This is a genomic window from uncultured Nostoc sp., from assembly GCF_964245445.1.
GTDB lineage: Bacteria > Cyanobacteriota > Cyanobacteriia > Cyanobacteriales > Nostocaceae > Nostoc.
Genome location: NZ_CAXTNE010000027.1, coordinates 19,490 through 36,265, shown reverse-complemented (window position 1 = coordinate 36,265; position 16,776 = coordinate 19,490). Strand labels below are relative to the sequence as shown.

At 41.3% G+C, this 16,776-nt stretch carries 13 protein-coding genes and 1 tRNA gene; 7 read left to right on the top strand and 7 right to left on the bottom strand.

The genetic code is table 11. The annotated features are described in order from the left end of the window. Positions 1-449 precede the first annotated feature (449 nt). Positions 450-1,319 carry a calcium-binding protein gene (locus ACFE90_RS07310; RefSeq protein ID WP_375499133.1) on the bottom strand — a complete coding sequence of 290 codons (870 nt, stop codon included), beginning with the start codon at positions 1,317-1,319 and terminating at the stop codon, positions 450-452. A 658-nt stretch (positions 1,320-1,977) separates the two neighbouring features. Continuing rightward, positions 1,978-5,097, bottom strand: a complete 3,120-nt coding sequence (locus tag ACFE90_RS07305; RefSeq protein ID WP_375499131.1) for an MFS transporter — start codon at positions 5,095-5,097, stop codon at positions 1,978-1,980. Between the two features lie 561 nt (positions 5,098-5,658). Here ACFE90_RS07305 and ACFE90_RS07300 point away from each other — a divergent pair. The 4 genes from ACFE90_RS07300 to ACFE90_RS07285 all read left to right on the top strand — a co-directional run bounded on the left by ACFE90_RS07300 (position 5,659) and on the right by ACFE90_RS07285 (position 9,003). Then, entirely contained in the window at positions 5,659-6,939 is a 1,281-nt protein-coding gene (locus ACFE90_RS07300) for a histidine kinase (protein WP_375499129.1), read from the top strand. Between the two features lie 150 nt (positions 6,940-7,089). Continuing rightward, a complete protein-coding gene (locus ACFE90_RS07295; RefSeq protein ID WP_375499127.1) occupies positions 7,090-7,554 on the top strand; it encodes a BON domain-containing protein in 465 nt (154 codons plus the stop codon). Between the two features lie 169 nt (positions 7,555-7,723). Then, entirely contained in the window at positions 7,724-8,161 is a 438-nt protein-coding gene (locus ACFE90_RS07290) for a CAAD domain-containing protein (RefSeq protein WP_375499125.1), read from the top strand. Between the two features lie 434 nt (positions 8,162-8,595). Then, the gene (locus ACFE90_RS07285; RefSeq protein WP_375499123.1) at positions 8,596-9,003 is read left to right on the top strand and encodes a hypothetical protein; all 408 of its coding nucleotides are present in this window, start codon (positions 8,596-8,598) and stop codon (positions 9,001-9,003) included. Between the two features lie 433 nt (positions 9,004-9,436). Here ACFE90_RS07285 and ACFE90_RS07280 read toward each other — a convergent pair whose 3' ends face one another. Further along, positions 9,437-9,649, bottom strand: coding sequence for a transposase (locus ACFE90_RS07280; protein WP_375499121.1), 213 nt, complete (start codon positions 9,647-9,649; stop codon positions 9,437-9,439). A gap of 698 nt (positions 9,650-10,347) precedes the next feature. Further along, entirely contained in the window at positions 10,348-11,430 is a 1,083-nt protein-coding gene (locus ACFE90_RS07275) for a Gfo/Idh/MocA family oxidoreductase (protein ID WP_375499119.1), read from the bottom strand. A 798-nt stretch (positions 11,431-12,228) separates the two neighbouring features. On the opposite strand from ACFE90_RS07275, the gene queC reads away from it, so the two are divergent. After that, positions 12,229-12,906, top strand: a complete 678-nt coding sequence (gene queC, locus ACFE90_RS07270; RefSeq protein WP_375499117.1) for a 7-cyano-7-deazaguanine synthase QueC — start codon at positions 12,229-12,231, stop codon at positions 12,904-12,906. A gap of 24 nt (positions 12,907-12,930) precedes the next feature. On the opposite strand, the gene ACFE90_RS07265 is transcribed toward queC, so the two are convergent. Both ACFE90_RS07265 and ACFE90_RS07260 read right to left on the bottom strand, forming a co-directional pair. Beyond that, positions 12,931-14,325, bottom strand: a complete 1,395-nt coding sequence (locus ACFE90_RS07265; protein ID WP_375499115.1) for a hemolysin family protein — start codon at positions 14,323-14,325, stop codon at positions 12,931-12,933. Between the two features lie 87 nt (positions 14,326-14,412). Further along, positions 14,413-15,114, bottom strand: a complete 702-nt coding sequence (locus tag ACFE90_RS07260) for a hypothetical protein (protein WP_375499113.1) — start codon at positions 15,112-15,114, stop codon at positions 14,413-14,415. Between the two features lie 294 nt (positions 15,115-15,408). On the opposite strand from ACFE90_RS07260, the gene ACFE90_RS07255 reads away from it, so the two are divergent. Beyond that, positions 15,409-15,481, top strand: a tRNA-Ile gene (locus ACFE90_RS07255). A gap of 106 nt (positions 15,482-15,587) precedes the next feature. Here the strand turns inward: ACFE90_RS07255 and ACFE90_RS07250 are convergent. Continuing rightward, the gene (locus ACFE90_RS07250) at positions 15,588-16,022 is read right to left on the bottom strand and encodes a hypothetical protein (protein WP_375499111.1); all 435 of its coding nucleotides are present in this window, start codon (positions 16,020-16,022) and stop codon (positions 15,588-15,590) included. Between the two features lie 100 nt (positions 16,023-16,122). Here ACFE90_RS07250 and pyrE point away from each other — a divergent pair, with 100 nt between their 5' ends. Next, the gene (pyrE, locus tag ACFE90_RS07245) at positions 16,123-16,746 is read left to right on the top strand and encodes an orotate phosphoribosyltransferase (RefSeq protein WP_375499109.1); all 624 of its coding nucleotides are present in this window, start codon (positions 16,123-16,125) and stop codon (positions 16,744-16,746) included. Positions 16,747-16,776: the final 30 nt, after the last annotated feature.

Here is a 16,776-nt window from a genome sequence, read left to right as displayed (position 1 = left end):
GCGATCGCTGCACACCTTGCGTCACAATTTGGCTTCTTAAATTGACATTTTTTCTTCCCTGACATCATCGCAACAGTTACGATTGTATTACCTGATTTTCTCATGTATACGCAGCGCGATCAACCTTAACAAGCATTGGTAATTCTCTATTTTTTAGATTTGCTTCTCTTACTAATTAAGGAAATTACCAATCTTAAGCGTGAAGCCAATATGAGCTATTTTGTTGGTAAAATATCCTTTCTTGGTATTTAACTATGCTTGATTACAGCAATACCATTTTTGGCACGTTAAACAGGAGTGGATTTTGTCAATTTGCCTAAATACAGAAATAAATTTACGTAATTATAATCACTATAAAAGGAAGAGGCAAGTTAAGCTTACCTCTCCCCACGACTGTTAAATTATTAGAATTCTGCCTCGTGCCTGATTTTCAAGGCAGGTCTATTAAATTAAAGGTTAATGTCGCTTGCCACTAGTCTTGGTGCGCCTGCCAGACGAATCTCAAACTCAGCCGATAGATCCCCATCAGTGCTAGCTTGAAGAATACCTCCTGAATAACGAACCTGACCGGCTGCGGTGAATGCGCCAGATCCTATAAAAGTGAAGCCTTGGTTGCCCCCTATAGTGGAGTTGGCGTCGATGTTAGATAGATCGATTACATCACCAGGCAAGTTACCGTTGCCAAAAAAGTCAGTGATAACATCCCGTCCAGATCCAGCAGGACTATCTGAAACTGAGTTGAACTGGAAACGATCATTACCCGATCCTCCAGTAAGAACATCAGTCCCACTACCGCCAACCAAGCGATCATTGCCAGCACCACCGATAAGGGTATCGTTGCCATTACCACCGCCAAGGACATCGTTGCCAGCACCAGCGTTAATGATATCGTTACCATTACCGCCAATCAGGCTATCGTTGCCATTATCACCGTTTAGGTTATCGTTGCCATCACCGCCGACAAGAGTATCGTTGCCATCGTTACCAAAGAGACGATCGTCGCCACCACCACCGGTAAGGACATCGTTGCCAGTACCGCCAACGATACTATCCCTACCACCACCACCGGTAATGACATCGTTGCCAGCGCCACCGATAAGGGTATTGTTGCCACCATTACCAGTAATGACATCGTTGCCACCACCGCCATCGATGCGATCGTTGCCACTACCACCGACAAGGACATCAGTGCCACTACCACCGTTAATGACCCTGTTACCACTACCGACGACCTGGACAGAGTTGTTAGGAAGATTGACGGTAATGTTGTTGAGGTCGGGAATGCCAGTGATGTTACTGATGTTGGGCAAGGTTACCATAAATTAGTTTCTCCTGAGTTTAGAGGGTAAAAATTACCTCGTCACTTCACCACCAAAAAACGGTGTTGCTGATTAAGAGTATAAATTTCCTTTACCCCAAAGGCGCAAAGGAAAGAGTTTCAAACATTAAATTTTTGAATTTCACACTTTTATTCAGCAATGCCGAGAAAATAAGATGGAGAAATAACGAGTGGTAAGAGATAACTGAACCACACCTGATTGGAACAGTTGATTTCTGTTAAGTCCAAAGATTTTAGAAGCACTGCATATATTGATGAGTCTGGCATCAAAATTGTGCCAAAGGTCATTTATATATCTGTGTGCTTTATGTATTCATTGGTTACCAATACTAGGCTGCTAGGGAACAAGCAGATTTTCTAGTACAGAATCGCATAGCTTTTACGATATTCACAATCACAAGATTATGATATTACTCTCAAGGCTACTTTTTTCTATCTATAAGAAATAATAATTAATCCTCTTTTATTCCTTTCACCCAAAAAAAAATCTGAAACCTTTGCTTAGATAGGGTTTTGTAATATATGTAGGAAGAATAAGGTCGTGATACTACTCTGTGGGTAGTTTGTTTTATTTATAAAAAAAAAAGTGGCATTCATTACCACTTTTTTTGCTCAAAATTCTTGATCAAGGTAATATTTTAACGAGGTAGAGGTAATCCCGTAACGGCCACTGCTCCAGCGATCGCACTGGCTGCAAGGGAAATCAATGCTGTCCCAAATAACCACCAAGCAGCATTTGCAACGGTTTTTTTGGTTTCTTGAGCTTGCTTTTTAGCTTGTTGTTGAATCGCTTTCAGGCGTTTTTGTGTTTCTTGTTGAATGCGTTCGGCTCGTTGTAGTACGCCATCCCGTGCCGCTTCTATTTGGTCGATTATCCTATTAGCATCCTCTTGGGAAATATCCTCACGAGAACTGATGACAGCAACTAGAGTGTCACGATCAAATTGACTAAGGCGATCGCGCAATGCTTCAAATCCAGCTTGGGGATCGTCGAACACTTTCGCAAAGTCTTGCTTAATTCCTTCATAGTTGAGTTCGGAACGATCTAAGGAGTTGAGATAGTTACGAACTTTAGCAAAAACTCCATCAAGCACTGATTGTACTCTTTGCTGGATTTGCTGGAATTGTTCAATAATAGAGGTGCGAACCGACTCGATTTGATCCACAATCCGGTTAGCTTCTTCTTCTGAGATATCTTCCCGTTGGGATAACAGAGCCACAATTGTGGAACGGTCAATTTTCGAGGCGCGATCGCTTAAACTTCCAATTCCCGCGCGGGGAGAAGACAGCAGCAATTGTAAATCGCGTTTAATTGCTTCTGGGTTGAGTTCTTCTTTGTTCGTGTTACGCAGATATTCTTCAAGATTGGCTTCAAAATCTAAAGCTTGTTGAGCAGTCCGTTTGGCTAAACGTCGTGGCGCTCTCACAATATTAGCGATCGCATCTTGTGCTTGATCAATGATCTGATTAACTTGCTCTTGGCTCAAATCTCCCCGTTGACTCACGAGTTTAACCAAGGTTTCTCGATCGACATGAGACAAGCGATCGCGCAGTGCTAAGGCTCCTGCTTTGGGATCATCGAGTAATTTTTCCAAATCGTTCTTGATCCCTTCGGGATCGAGTTCTTCTAAGTTGGTATTGCGGAGATATTCAGCGATCGCGTTTGTAGTTTTTTCGTACTGTTCTCTCGCTTGCTGGGGTACTTGCAAAATACTATCTCGGACTGCTTCGATCTGATCGAGAGTTTGGTTTATCTGTTCTTCGCTCAAATCCTGACGCTGACTGAGCAATTGTACTAGTGTATCTCGGTCAAATTGCGATAAGCGCGATCGCAAAAGGCTAATTCCAGCTTGCGGATCGTCTAGTAAAATTTGAAACTCACGTTTAATACTTTCGGGATTAAGTTCGTCCTTGTTAGTATTCCGCAAATAATCTTCAACTCTTTGGCGCAGTTCATTGGCTCTGGCTTTTGCTTGTTCTTGCAGTTCTATAGCACCATTCAATAAATTATCGCGGTTGCTTTCGAGTTGACCAACAATATTATTAGCTTCCTCTTCGCTGATATCTTGACGCTGTTCGAGCAATTGTACATAAGTATCGCGGTCGAATTGCCCGAAGCGGCTACTTAAATCTTCAAGCCCAGCTTCTGGATCTTCCACCAACTTCTTAAAGTCGCGTTCAATACCTTCCGGGTTGAGTTCTTCTTTTCCTGTTGAACGCAGATAATCTTCAATGCGGGTGCGGAAATCTTGCCCTTTTTCTCGCGCTTGAGCCTGTTTTATAGTTTCTAAAACTTCCGAGCGATCGCTTTCCATTTGTTCGGAAATTTCTTTCACCCTAGCTTCAGTGATATCACCTCGCTGCTTCAGCAAGTTGGCGAAATATTCAAAATTGAGTTCTTCCAACTCCCGTCTCACAGTTGTCGGATCTGCATTAACGTCATAGATGACTTCTTTAAATTCATCTCTTAGGGTAATGCGGTTAAAATGCCAAGGAAAGGAGTTCAATATGTAGTCTTCTACATCTGACTTAATTGTGTTTTCGGGTGATATCGGCAATCTTGCAGATACTTGTTCAGTTGCTTCATCTCTAAACTTTTGTAATTGTTCCGTGATTTGATTGACATCGACATCTTGAACTTTTTCTTTCAGTTTTTGCAACTGATTAGTAATTTTGTTGATATCAATATTGGAAAGATTGACCCGCTCCAGAACTGCTGGTGCAGCCGCACTCAAGCCATATCGAATAGCTTGCTTGATTACACCATTGCCATTCCCACCTCCGACTCTAACCAGTTCTTGAAGACGTTCACCTAATTGCTCTGAATTCAATTCCTCGGGTGTTGCAGATTTAAGCAAATTAATTACTTGTTCTGTGGGATTGCTCCGATTCAAAGCTTGTTGCCAAGCACCTTGAAATTGGTCGGCAATGCGATTGATATCTTCTTGAGATAAATCTGTGCGACTGCTAATTAAATCAACAAATGTTTGACGATTGATATTTTGCAATAGGTCACTGTTAGCAACAGATTGCAAATCTGTATCTTTCAGAAGCTGGTCAAATTGGTTACGAATTTCTGTAATATCGAGCTTTGGTAATTGCAGAGAACCTAAAGAACTTTGGAGTGTATTTCTAATATCTTCAGGATTAAAACCTGAAGTTAATTCTCGTCGGACTGCGGCTGTAATATCTTCAGCTGTAGAAACTAACTGTTGTTTGGCAGTATTAGCACTGATGCCAGCAGTTGCTGTACCCATCAGAGTTTGAAAACCAGAAGTGACAGTACTAGCGATAGAACCAATAAAAGAACCTACTGCTGATGAACCGAACCAAATTACCAGTGAGAAATAGGTAGCCCAGATGACTACACCGATAATTGCACCTAGAGATTCGCTTTCGATTAAGCTAAGTTTTACCGCTAGAAAACAAGCAATAAATAATGCAATGCTAACGGTTAGTAACGCCCAAGCACCAATTTTGGTCTGAACTGAACGAATTTTACTACCCAAACTTTCTGAATCATCATCAGAATCTGAGTCAATTTCCCAAGATGAGATTCCTACAGCGACTGAAAAATTAGTCAATAATAATTGAAAGGCAAATGCCATTAAGACTCCAGCCAGCAATGCTACCAAGAATTTAGGGCCAGAAAAAAGAACTGATGCTTCTTCTGGAGTTAGTGCTTCCTGAGCTATTATTGGCGCTAATCCAAAAGATAGCCAGTTCCATCCCCAACTAGTTAAAACACCTTGAAACATAGTATTTTCTCACTTGTAGTCAATTAAATAACCATTGATAAAATGGCCTAATTATCAATTTACTTGCCTGTTAGATAAGCTGACACTTTCTTAGGTAGTAAGTTTGCTTATCAAAAGTCGTATTTTACAAAAAACAAATCTTTTTACTGAAGAAAATAATGTAAAATTTGGTGATTTTATATTAACTTTTTTGATAAATTCCAATCGGATCGGGATTAGTAAAAATTGCCACCGAAAATTTAAACTGATACATATCCATATATTGTTATTATAAATTACATTTAATAGATAGCTTTTTAACAGAAATGTAGCTAATTTTAAAAATAATATTTTAGAGATTGTGTTGATAAATAAAATTATCAACATTTAATTATTATCAAACATAATTTATTTAATTATCAAAATTTGGTGCTATCTTTAGATAAAACCACATATATCTAACGATAGAGATAAAATTTCTTCCAAGCGATTGATGACATTTAAACATAAACATGTATTAATAGGGTCATTAGGAGCTATAAATTTAGTGAATAATTAATTTTTTGCTGAGGAGAAAGAATAATGGTTGTAGGTGTACATAAACGTGGTGTAGGTGTATTTTCTCATCGTCGAGATGTTGAACATGCCCTACATGAATTAAAAAAAGTTGGTTTTGACATGAACAGAGTCTCTGTCATCACCCAGGATGGAGACAAAGATGATATTTCTGGGGCTGAAGTACGCGATCGCGTAGGTGATAAATCTGACGAAGGTGCTAAAGTCGGAGCAGCTACAGGTGGTGCTTTGGGCGGATTGACTGGCTTATTAGTCGGTCTTGGTACATTGGCAATTCCTGGACTCGGGCCAATTATGCTGGCTGGAGCCGCAGCAACAACCTTAGCTACTACTCTCGCTGGCGCTGGTATTGGTGCAGTAGCTGGTAGTTTGCTTGGTGCATTAGTTGGTTTAGGAATTCCCGAAGAACGAGCCAGAGTTTACGACGAGCGCGTGAAACGGGGACACTATTTAGTCATCATAGATGGCACAGATACAGAAATTGCCACAGCAGAAGCAATTCTACATCAGGGTGGTGTCGAAGAGTTTGGCATTTATGACAACCCAGATGCTAGAAATACAAATGCTGATTATGTCGCTCCAACATCTAATGTTGCTCATAGTGGTGTTGCCAAACGCGCGATTGGAGTCTTTTCTCATCGTCGAGATGCAGAAGCAGCAATTACAGAATTACGAGATGCAGGTTTTCCCTTAAATACAGTCTCCATCATAGCCAAAGATACAAACGGTCATGGGATCGCTGGTGTAGATGTAGATAAAAATGTCGGTTCAGGTAATAAAGCAGACGATGGTGTAAAAGCTGGAGCAGCTACAGGCGGAGTTGTAGGCGGCTTGACTGGCTTATTAGTTGGTCTTGGAACTTTAGCAATTCCTGGAATCGGGCCTGTGATTGCAGGTGGTGCAGCAGCGACGGCTTTAGCATCAACAGTGGCTGGCGGTGCGATTGGTGCAGCAGCCGGAGGTATTGTAGGCGGACTCGTTGGCTTGGGAATTCCTGAAGACAGGGCGCAAGTATATAGTAATCGCTTCCAAAAAGGCGACTATTTAATAATTATCGATGGTACCGAAACTGAAATTCGCGAAGCTGAAGCGATTCTCAGACGTAGAGGCATTGAAGAATTTGCTATCTATGATGGCACTGATTTAGGTGAACATCGCCCAGGTTTAGACCGCGTAACGCATCACGACACAGGAGTTGTGAATAGCGATCACACCAATTATTCAACAGGTCTTCATGGAGATGAGCCTCCTGTAATCATTGTTGACCGTCGTGATGAAACACTCTAACCCCAGATAGTTGTCACTCACACTAATTTACTTTAATTTAAGGAGCAACAACATAAAACCTTTGCTCCTAACTTAAGAAACTTGCTCCTTACTCTGCCGTGAATATCCACAAACTCGACAAGTTTCACTTTCCGATTCAGAATTAAACCTATGCAAAAGCTAACCCCCTTCTTAATTAGTTCACTTTTAATTTTTGGTGTTGCTGCTTGTGATAACGCTTCTAAAACAAGTGAATCTGCACCCAATAATCCTAACGAAGCTCCACAATCACCGACTGTACAAACAACACAAGCTTCTCAACAAGATGCTCAAAGTGATGTTCGCAGAAGACAACTTAATTCTGATATCCGTGCCCGCGAACAGCGCCATAATACAACTGGTGGTGGCGATACACAAAGAGCTACAGGCGACCTAGCAAGTGAAGTTCGCTCCAAGTTAGAAGCTAATATACCCAAGGGTCAACTAACAGTTGATGCATCAAAAGATGGGATTGTCACTGTCGGGGGAACTGTGAGCAATCAGAAGGAGTTAGCTAAAATTGAACCTTTATCTAAACAAATTAAAGGTGTCAGCAGTGTAGTTGTTAAAGCAACTGTTACTCCACCAAAACAATAAAGCAGCTAACAACAAATTCAACTGAGTAGGTAGGCAACTGTTTAGTCTTAGTGGTCAGTTATACTTATTACTGACTACTAAGAATTGACAACTAATGATCTGAATAATTATATTTATTGATGCTCAGTTCAGTTATACAAGCTCTTTGTAATTACAGAAAATATAAATTATGGAAACCACCGAACAGCAACAACGTGAATCAACGAATGCCTCATTCTCACAAGGCACGCTAGCAATTGAAGGTACAGATACTGCAAACTTGCCAAAGTTACCACCAGCACCTGAACCGAAATCTCAATGGCAGCAAATTAGCAGACAAGTTTCTCAATTTTTGGAGCAATTGCCCGAATATTTAGGTAGCTTTTTTAATAACTACAAGCAGCCTCTAACAACAATTGGTTTTATTTTAGCGGCCATTGTTACAGCCAAGATAGTACTAGCAGTACTGGATGCAATCAATGATATTCCATTACTATCACCGACTTTTGAGTTAATTGGAATTAGTTTTGCCACTTGGTTTATTTCCCGTTATCTACTGAAGGCTTCAACCCGGCAAGAATTGGCCGATGAAATTCAATCACTGAAAAACCAATTTGTGGGCGAATAAATTTACCAACCATTAAAACAGTATACTGTGGCGTAAGTTTGCCCGCCTTTAAGAATTAGCTTAAGCCTGAGTAGATTAGTCTGTGTCTTCACTAATTAAATATACACAATTTAAATGTTCATATTCCCGGCTTCTTAGACAAGTCGGGAATTTTGTAACTATCTTATTTCGGATACAAAACGCAGTGGAGACACAAGAATGTTCATTGCTGTCAGTGTCAACTTTAGCTACAACGCTTGTTTTATATTATGATGAACGGAAATTACATGTATTGAGCCGGACTTCAGATTAGTCTTTTGGATACATCAAAAGATAGAGAACATAACATTATATTTAACTTTAAATCACTTCTAAAGATAGTAGAACGAAAATGAAAAACAACCTAATCTAGGCTTTGAGGTTATTTAATAGATTCTTTAACGAGGACATAAATTATGGCTAATGAAGCAGTTAAGAGAGATATAGATTCATCTGATAGAGCTGAAGTAGATACATATGATCGCGGTATTATCCCAGCTGAAACAGCCGCTCGAATGGAAAGAGAAGGAGATAAATACAAAACACTCCCCACAGAAGAAAGGGAGGCAGATGCACCTACCGATGATCAAACCGATTCAGAAAGTATACGTACTACAGACGGCTATACCATAGATAGAGAAGGTTTGTCTAACAACTATGCAATTGAACCGGAAATGTACTACGAAGAACCGGGTGATGCACGCAAACAAGCAGCAGAAGAAAAGGCAGCACGTATTGAAGAACTCGGAGAAGTTAATCAGGACGAGGAAGGCAAGTTGACCGAAAATAGTGATACACGCGGTAGAGGCCCAGGAATAGTTTAATTACAATAATCCTTTTTGCTAGGTGTAATTACACTTGAGAAGGTTAAATAAATGTTTTGTAGAGACGCAATGATTGCGCCTCTACTTGTATTTATGGGCTATGGGGCCAATGTTTCGAGAAGTATGTTATTAGTAGTCTATCAAGCCAACTTTGCTGGGTGAGATGATTGGGTATAACCGCTCCATCTTTCTCCGTGCATCAGTGGTTTTGAAACGCCAATTTACACTTGCAGAGCCATCATGTTGTTGTTCCCAAGTAGCGATTTCAGAAGATAATGTCTGTACGTCTTTTATGCGTCGTTCTAAACACTGTCGAGATATAACAGAGAATTCAATCTCAACTTGATTTAACCCTTCGGGTGACGCTCCTGCGTCGCTAACGCTGCGCTAACGCCAGTTGCTTCAAGTCGGGGAACCCGCCCAACGCACTGGCTCACCAAGAAGCATGTTTTGGTGTGTAGTGAAACTCTAATTTTTGGACAATCCGACGAGCTACTTCAGGGGAAAAAACTTCATACAAAGATGCTGGATTATGTGTGTTCAGGTTATCGACTACTAGACGAATAACATCAGCATTACGGTGATAAATATCTACCAAATTTTTCATTTGAAAAGCAAAATCTACTTTTGTTCTCTGTTGTGTCACTTCGAGATGTCGCTAACTTGCTAATGGTTGAAAAAAAGCAAATATATTGACACTACCGTTTCTTTTATACTCGTAATCATAACGAAGAGGTTGTTCTGGTTCGGCTTTTATGGTTCCCTAACGTGTTCTAACAATTGATATGGACGTACCCTTCGGGAAGCTTCGCAACATCAAAACAGACTACTGGACGTTTTGGATCGTAAGGTTCGCCGTATAAATCTAACAAGTCTTCCATCCGTAAAACATACTCGGCATCCACCTTGGGGATACACCACTGTTCCTTTAACCACGGCTTGACATCGTTTTTTTTAAAGATTGATGCACAGTTTCATAACTACTATGAATCTGACAAAATTAATCAAATCAACATCGGATTTTATTTTCTAATTTTTTAGATCCCCATTAGTCGATTTTTTAAAAGGACTAGGGAGGATTTAAAGATTTGATGGCAAATTTAAAAACATATTCTGGGGTTTTCTTCTGAGGTTGTGAGGTTATACCTGTGGGAGAGCAGGGAGAAAATTTTATCTTGTCCCCCTCATCCCCCTTATTCCCCAGTACCGTTCGGTTAAGGACTTTCTTGGTTGAGGCAAGCGGGGGGAGCAAAAAGGCAGGGGGAGAGAAGAATGACTGAACATATATCCTCTTGCCTTCCCCTGCTTATCGAACCGTATTGCCTCATCCCCTCATCCCTTCTTCTAGGCTGTCGGGGTTAATGATTGTACTCTTGGTTCCGATTGCCATTCTAATGGATTCAGAACTCGATCTTCCAGCGCCATCTGCTCAATCAAACTTGCCAGTCTCAGAGCTTTGAGAGCTTGTTCACCACCTACCGAGGGTTGATTGCCACCGTGTACACAGTTGACAAAATGCTCTAATTCTGCACTTAAAGGTTGAATATTGCTGGTGTAGACTTTTTCAATTACACCATCTTGCCTGTAAAGTACTTGTCGGTGGTCGCTGAGAGAATTGGCAGTCGTTTGTCGATGAATCAGAATTTCATTTTTGAGAAAATCTGCCTCAGTGAATGAATTTTTGCAATGGGCGACAATCCGGCGAATTTTTCGGTGGGTAACTTTACTGGCGGTCAAAGTAGCAACAATACCATTGGCAAACCCCAAGGTGGCAGTTACGTAATCTAAATAACCAGAGTCTAGGGCGCGAGTACCGCTAGCAGTCAATTTCGTGACTGGGGAAGCAGCTAATTCCAAAAGTAGGTCGATGTCATGGATCATTAAATCCAGCACAACCGAAACATCGTTTGCCCGATCTGAGTAAGGACTCATTCTGTGGGCTTCTAGCGCCAGCAATTCTTCAGTTTTAAGCACTTGGCTTAGTTCTTTAAAAGCCGGGTTAAAACGCTCAATATGACCCACTTGCAGGATACACCCAGACTCAGCTGCGGCATTTACTAGGGACTCTGCCTCAGAAATACTGGCTGCGATCGGTTTTTCAATCAAAACATGAATTCCCGCTAACAGACAGTTGATGCCCACGGCATAGTGCAGACGGGTGGGAACAGCTACACAAACTGCTTCTACAAGAGGTAGCAAGTCACAGTAATCTTCAAAAAAACGCACCTTGTACTTGCTGGCAGTTTCTAGCCCCCGCTCAACATTAATATCTGCCACTCCGACTAGTTCAACATCTTTCATTGAACTCAGCACGCGAGCGTGATGTTGTCCCATGTTACCCACTCCAATCACGCCTATGCGGATCGGTCGTGGCTGGTTACGCTGTGTATATAGATTCGGTTCTGCCACTGACATGCTATCTTGCACTATTATTCTCTCCTCAACCACCAAATTTAGAGACGCTACGGCCGTTGGCGTTTATACTCGAAAGCCAGTTACGATCCGTCTAAAACCATCCAGATGGTAACATAGAGCCTATGTTTATGAAGAATTTCAAAGTTTATCATCGGTTCCCGTAATCCAAATATCTTTTGTATAGATAGTTCGGGTTTGTTTTGGATTTTGCACTTTTTACAATAAATATGTGTCTTTTTATTAACTTTAAAACATTCAGTAAGACTTAAGTGTAAATTTTTCAAATTTCTAAGGAGCGGCTTCCTCAGCTTTGGCTTAATTGTAGATTGCACTTAGGCAATTAATTATCGGGATCAATATCTAATTGATACTACTAAAATTACAAAGTCATGAAAAAGTAACACGTGTGCTTTTTGAAAGAAAAATGCTATTGGAAATTATCGCTACTGATGAATTGAAAAGATTTTTGTATGATTATTTGCAGCATCCGTCCTAAACACATACTCCTGCAAAGAAGCAAGCTACGCGTAGTGTCTGGTAGAGAAGATATTACATTGGTTTTTGAGAAAAACTAGTATCGCAAGGCAGAAGTCTCGTATTCACGCATAATTGTATTCCGAGCTTCTTGCGCCATTTGAAATGGTATGTTTATTTACGCCGTGCTGCACTACTGTAGATTGTTTCTTTAGAATATTGGTGCGGCGTTGTTTGCCATCACTCACAGGGTTAAGAAGTAGCTTTGGCATTACTTCCTGACCAGAAATGTTGAGGTGTAATTTGGCGATTTAAAATCTAAAATTTGCAACCGAGATGAAAGCTGTAATTCTGTTATCTGGAGGATTAGACTCTTCCACAATTCTATACAAAGCTAAGGTTGATGGCTGTGAATGTCATGCTATTTCCTTTGATTATCAGCAGCGACACCGACGAGAGTTACAGTCAGCCCTAACTGTTGCTCAAAAAGCTGCGATCGCAAAACATCAGGTGGTTAATTTTGATTTACGGCAATGGGGTGGTTCAGCACTTACCGATGATGCCATTGATTTACCCCAGGAGCGATCGCTGGATGAAATGTCTCAAAATATTCCTGTCACATACGTTCCGGCTCGTAATACCATATTTTTAAGCTTTGCTCTTGGTTACGCCGAAGCGATCGCAGCTGAACGTGTGTATATCGGCATCAATGCTTTAGATTACTCAGGATATCCTGACTGTCGCCCCGACTATATCCAGGCAATGCAGGAAGTTTTTCGTCTGGGAACCAAACAAGGGCGTGAGGGACAACCAATAAATATTGTTGCACCCCTGATTAACCTGAAAAAAACTGAAATTATCCAACTAGGGAACGAATTGGGAGTTCCTTGGGAGTTAACTTGGTCTTGCTATGCTGGTGGAGATGTCGCCTGCGGTGTATGTGATTCTTGTCGCTTGCGGCTAGCAGCTTTTGCCGAATTGGGACTTGTTGATCCACTGGAGTATGCTTCTTGAATGAGGAGTTGTAATTCTTAACTCCTAACTCTCAACTCCTAACTCTTCTAAGCGTTGCAGTTGAATTTGATGCAGGCGTGGGCCAACAATTGATACCACGGTGAATTCGAGATTTTGATACCGGAAGGTTTCGCCTTTGGCAGGAATTTTCTGTAACTGATACAGCAAAAAGCCGCCTAGTGTTTGGTATTCTCTTGTCAAGGGCAAATTGAGATGCAAAACTTCGTTGAGGTCTTCGAGGTTAATCTGGGCCTGTACTAAAAATTTATGCTCATCTAACATCTGAATCATCAAGTCGTCACTGCTTTCAGATTCGCTGGCGTCACCAATGATTTCGGCAATGACATCTTTAATTGTCACTAGTCCCACAGTAGAGCCAAATTCATTCACTACCATGACCATAGCTGGTTTTTCTTGCTGCATCATTGGCAAAAGTTCACTCAGGGAGGTGTGTTTGGGAACAAATCGGGCGGGATGCATCCAAGGTTGGATTTGTGTCTCTAAACTGAGCTTTCCTACAGCTAAAGGTTGTGCCAAATCTTTAAAATAAACAATGCCGCGAACATCGTCTAATGATTCACCAATCACGGGATAGCGAGAGTAACCAGTAGCAGCCATTTCCTTGAGTAATGTCTGGAAGGTAGCATCTTTTGACAGCGTGATAATACTGGTGCGCGGTACCATCACATCTTGGGTCATAACATCCCCAAACTCAAAGACATTATTGAGCAATTCTCGCTCCGCACGCTGTAAACCAGTAGACCCCCATTCTGTAGAGATAATCAGTTGCAATTCTTCGGGAGTCACAGGTGGCCTCCAGCCTTGACCTGTGTATTGGATGCCAAAAATCCTCAATAAAAAACGAGTTGATTGGTTGAGAATCCAGATAAAGGGGCCAAAAAAACGCACAATCGCTTTTACCGAAGGCCCCAAAAACCTAGCTAGCTGTTCTGAGTACAGCATGGCTAAGGATTTGGGACATAATTCTCCGATCACAATTTGCAGATAGGCAATCAAGAAAAAGGCGATGGGAATTGATAGAGAATGCGCCAAGAAGGTAGTCATGCTATTTGGTAAAGGCCAGGATTTTAACCATGCATTCACCAGCACAACAATCGTACTTTCGCCAATCCATCCCAATGCCAAACTAGAAAGGGTAATACCTAACTGAGTGGTAGATAATAGTCGCTCAATACTACGTTGTAGCATCTCGACTGCGATCGCTGGAACATCCCCAGCCTTAACTAGCTGGTGAATACGCGATCGCCGCACGCTCACCATCGAAAATTCCGCCGTCACAAAAAAGGCATTTATGGCAATCAGCAGTAGCACTGACAATAACCGTAGTGCCACGTCTGTCCAAATTAAATTAGGAAAACCAATCACCACCAAAGCTCGTGTAAAACTTACGCCCTCCATTTAGGGGGATTGGGGATTGGGTATCGGGGATTGGGAAGAATTCAGTCCCCAATTCCCAGTCCCCAGTCCCCAGTCCCCAGTCCCTTTCTACCTTTCTACTGGAATATTCAATGCCTCTAGCTTCAATTCTTGAGCGGGATAATCAGTCAGAGCAAGTGATATTTTCTTGACATTATCAAGTAAAGCTGTAGGAATGCTCACTGTACCTGTAAATGCTGGCCCATTTGCAGGCAATTCTGTTGGTAAACCCTCTGTACTAGCACTTAGGGTTCGTCCTTTATCATCGGTAACATCTAAAAAACTATATAGGAAGCGGACAGAATCTTTACCTTTGTTCTGCATTTTTACTTTCAGTAGCAAATCACCACCAGAGTAGCGGACAGATTGTACAGACATGGTTACGCCCTCACTCAAGGCAGTAACTGGAAAACCTGGCTGGAGTTTTTCTTCAACTACCGCTAAGGGTTTTTCCTCTGGCTTCTGCTTGCTGGTATTGGTTTCTTCATCATCGTCTTCTAGCTTTTCCGATTTAGCAGCCTTGGTCTTACCCTCAATTCGCGCTTTAACAATTTTTAGAATTTCGTCCTCTTTTAATAGCACTAGCCCTCCCTGTTGGGAGCTATTTGCCTTATTACTGGCAAATTTGGTTGTAGGACGCCCATCTGGTGTAGTAACGCCTTTAAGTGCTGAACTACCTAGTTCAAAGCCCAAAAGTGCACTCACAGAACCTGCTCCCATCATCAGGATTAACAAAACCAAAGTAAGAAGTACAGTAGAATTTATTTTCATCGCTGACAAGCTATCACAATAGAATGCTAGTCTATTTAAGAATAGTGAAGCTTTTGACCTCAATCCTTAAAGGAACTTAATCAATATTAGTCTGCACTATTTTATGATTAAATTATGTAGTATAAAAATCTGATAAGCTATTGTCGAGTATTCACAGGTGTAAATCTGTGCTATGATTACGCAATTGGCTAAACTCAGTGCATGAGGTATTTTCCTCACTCTAAAATTAGCAAATCGGGTTGACCTAAGAGTTGAAGTAATTGACTTTTATGAACCCGAAAGCGAACAAAATAAGCGCCTTTGGCCGATTGGGGAGGCAACGAACTCATAATTCGTCTTCAGGCTGGTTCGATTCCAGCAGGGCGCACTGAAAGATCAAAAAGCATTAATAGAGGCATAAAGGGTATTAGGCATTGAAAAGAGGCAGAGGGACAAATTCTTCTCCCTTGCTGCCTGCTCCCTACTCCCCAATATTACCGAGGTGGTAAAGTTTCAAACTTGAATTCAGTTCCCACTTTGAGTTTGTTGCTATTGAAACGCGGAGACATCATTAGTGATGTGTCATAAGGATTTGGTAAATCAGGAGTCCGAATATATGGATCGTTGCCAACTTGCTGAGTCAGGACATCATGATATAAAGTGTTAAGCAACTGAGCATCGCGGGCAATTTCATTTTCTGGGAAGGAACCACCGAAACCGTAACCACCTCCTATAAGTGAGTCTAGTTGGCGCTTGAGGCTACCATTTTCGTAGAAATTGCGATCATGACGAAAATAAGCTCGCTCAAATACATCATTCGTAGTTTCAGTTTTGGGGGTTTCCGTTTGGGCAGATGCAACTGAGGGAAAAGCAATACAAGCAGCAAGCAGTACCAATAAACCACCAAAGGTTTTAAATTTTATACCCACGTTTCTAACTCCTCAATTTTTGGGCAATCTTAATTTATGCTTAATTTCAGAACTCTGATGAGTTCAACCTTTGGTGTAGCACAACTTTTAATGTTTTGTAATGACGTATCCTACTGAAACTCTTACCCACTCAGATATTTGGGCAACCACTGCTGATTTGACCACTTTGCGCCACAAACTACTAGATTTATTTTCTCAACTGGCTTATCAAGAGGGTGATTTTGTTCTCGCTTCTGGGCTACGTAGTTCTTATTATGTCAATAAGATGCAGGTAACACTCCACCCTCAAGGAGCTTTAGCTGTTGGACGATTGCTGTTTCCTTTACTACCTGTAGATACTCAGGCTGTAGCAGGTTTAACGATGGGGGCTGACCCAATGGTGACAGCAGTAAGTATAGTTTCTGTTTATGAAAACCGACCCATACCAGCGCTGATTATTCGCAAGGAAGCCAAGGGTTATGGAACGAAAGCTTATATAGAAGGCCCCACTTTACCTGAAGGTGCAAAAGTAGTAGTTTTGGAAGATGTCGTTACAACTGGGCAATCGGCTTTAAAAGCAGTTGAGCGTCTTAAAGATGCAGGTTATACAGTAACTGAAGTAATTTCACTGATAGATAGAGAGCAGGGCGGAGGTGATTTGTACCAGTCAGCTGGGTTGAAGTTTGAAACTTTGTTTTCGATTCAGGAAGTTCAGAAACGCTACCGACAACTTGCAAGTTTATGAACATGTAAATATACGGTCTAGTTAGAAACT

Excerpts from the sequence above, each read along its gene's own strand:
- ACFE90_RS07310 (WP_375499133.1), bottom strand. The coding sequence starts at position 1,319 with ATGGTAACCTTGCCCAACATCAGTAACATCACTGGCATTCCCGACCTC.
- ACFE90_RS07305 (WP_375499131.1), bottom strand. The coding sequence starts at position 5,097 with ATGTTTCAAGGTGTTTTAACTAGTTGGGGATGGAACTGGCTATCTTTT.
- ACFE90_RS07300 (WP_375499129.1), top strand. The coding sequence starts at position 5,659 with ATGGTTGTAGGTGTACATAAACGTGGTGTAGGTGTATTTTCTCATCGT.
- ACFE90_RS07295 (WP_375499127.1), top strand. The coding sequence starts at position 7,090 with ATGCAAAAGCTAACCCCCTTCTTAATTAGTTCACTTTTAATTTTTGGT.
- ACFE90_RS07290 (WP_375499125.1), top strand. The coding sequence starts at position 7,724 with ATGGAAACCACCGAACAGCAACAACGTGAATCAACGAATGCCTCATTC.
- ACFE90_RS07285 (WP_375499123.1), top strand. The coding sequence starts at position 8,596 with ATGGCTAATGAAGCAGTTAAGAGAGATATAGATTCATCTGATAGAGCT.
- queC (WP_375499117.1), top strand. The coding sequence starts at position 12,229 with ATGAAAGCTGTAATTCTGTTATCTGGAGGATTAGACTCTTCCACAATT.
- ACFE90_RS07265 (WP_375499115.1), bottom strand. The coding sequence starts at position 14,325 with ATGGAGGGCGTAAGTTTTACACGAGCTTTGGTGGTGATTGGTTTTCCT.
- ACFE90_RS07260 (WP_375499113.1), bottom strand. The coding sequence starts at position 15,114 with ATGAAAATAAATTCTACTGTACTTCTTACTTTGGTTTTGTTAATCCTG.
- pyrE (WP_375499109.1), top strand. The coding sequence starts at position 16,123 with ATGACGTATCCTACTGAAACTCTTACCCACTCAGATATTTGGGCAACC.